This window comes from Comamonas sp. 4034, assembly GCF_050434545.1.
In the GTDB taxonomy this organism is placed as follows: Bacteria; Pseudomonadota; Gammaproteobacteria; order Burkholderiales; family Burkholderiaceae_C; genus Comamonas; species Comamonas odontotermitis.
Map to the genome: position 1 here is coordinate 1 of NZ_JBNDIT010000056.1, position 1,556 is coordinate 1,556.

Consider the following 1,556-nt stretch of genomic DNA (forward strand, 5'->3'; position numbering starts at 1 on the left):
GCTGCGTTATACGCCTTCTAGTTCGTTGTGCGGCACTTACTCCGGTCCCAGCTCGTCTCTCTCATCTCCCCAGCCTACGCTAGCTGAGGACGACATTTGTGCAACAACACCGTGCTGCCCGTAGGCAGGGAGGTATCCATTGTATCTTCTGGTAGTCCAAGTTTTTGTCCGCATTCCCTCAACAGCGGCGCCTTCGGGCTCTATACCTTTTGAGGCGCCAGAACAGTATGAACTGGTAGCGCCGGCAAACCCGCCCGCGTTCATTCAGGCGACCCACAAGGCAGCGGAGCTGGCGCCACTGGAAACAGAGGACGGCTACCTGCAGCAATGGGAAGTGGTGCCCCTGAGCGATGAGGAGCTGGCCCCGTTGGAAGCCGAGCACCTGGCAGCCGAGCAGGTCGCCCGGGATGCTGCGCGGGTGAACGTCACCAAGCGCCAGGCGTTGCTTGCGCTGTTTGACATGAAGGCCATCAAGAACGAGGACATCGAGGCGCAGATCATTCTGATCCCTGATGATTTCGACCGCTACCGGGCCTTGGTGGACTTGCAGGGATCGGCAGCCATCCCAACACAGGGCGACGTTCCGACCATTGGCTACGGCTCTACGGTCTACGAAGACGGCACCCGCATGACTCTGGCAGACCCGCCCATCAGCAAGGAAAGGGCCCTGCAGATCGTGCGCGACCACAAGAGCAAGGACGAAGCCATGTTTCGGGCCAGCTCCATGCGCCGGCACCTGCTCAATGGTGGATACCTGCAGGCCTGCAACGCGCTGCCAGCCTGGCGGAAGCAAGCGGACCGGGATTGCTCACTGCCCCAGAACTGGGTCCCGAAAGGCTGCAAGGACGTGTGGACCCGGCTGCTTGAGCGCCAAGCCAAGTGCCTCGGGGAGCAATCATGACCACCGGTGTAATTCTGCAAATTCAGGCCTGTTTTGCCCTGTTTGCCACCGGTGCGCTGGTCAACGGGTGGCGCATGAGCGCGCAGGTGGTCAGGAGCGAGGCCGAGCAGGCCCAGGGCACCGCGACCAGCGCAGAAGCCGTACGCACCGATGAAACCCAAACAGCGATCAAGTAAAGCAAGCATGCCCAAGACATCTACAACGCCGACCGCCTGGCGAACCTCAAGACTGGCATTGATGTTGATGTGCGCGCTAGGCTTGCCCGTGCTGAGCGCCTGCACCGCGACATCGACAGCCGAAGTGCCACTTATCATGCGCAAGCCCAAGCCCAAGCCGACGCCGCTGCCCGCAGCGATCTTGCAGACACAGCCGCAGCCCTCGACCGCCAGCTTGCAGAAGGCCTCGGCGTGGTCGCGAGCCTCGGAGGCGACCTTAGGCGGCGAGACGCCTAAGTAACCGCGCTGTGCGGCCAGTTGAATATCGAGCGCCGGCTGAGCGGTGAAGACAGCGACCAGGCCTGCAGGCAAAAATAGAAAAAGCCTCCCCGGCACCACTACGGCACTGAACTGACCCCCAGAAGTTGGACAGTGGAATGTTAAATGCAAATTACAGCGAAACTAGCCAGATGTGCCAGTTCAAACTTGGCCACTTGATG

Annotated in this window: 2 protein-coding genes; both read left to right on the forward strand. The window is 60.8% G+C overall.

The annotated features are described in order from the left end of the window. Positions 1-139 precede the first annotated feature (139 nt). On the forward strand, positions 140-901 hold the full coding sequence (locus tag ABIE32_RS21705) for a hypothetical protein (RefSeq protein WP_429019408.1): 762 nt from the start codon (positions 140-142) through the stop codon (positions 899-901). Beyond that, entirely contained in the window at positions 898-1,077 is a 180-nt protein-coding gene (locus tag ABIE32_RS21710) for a hypothetical protein (protein ID WP_429019411.1), read from the forward strand. Before ABIE32_RS21705 ends, ABIE32_RS21710 begins: the two co-directional genes overlap by 4 nt. The last annotated feature ends 479 nt before the right edge of the window (positions 1,078-1,556 follow it).

Excerpts from the sequence above, each read along its gene's own strand:
- ABIE32_RS21710 (WP_429019411.1), top strand. The coding sequence starts at position 898 with ATGACCACCGGTGTAATTCTGCAAATTCAGGCCTGTTTTGCCCTGTTT.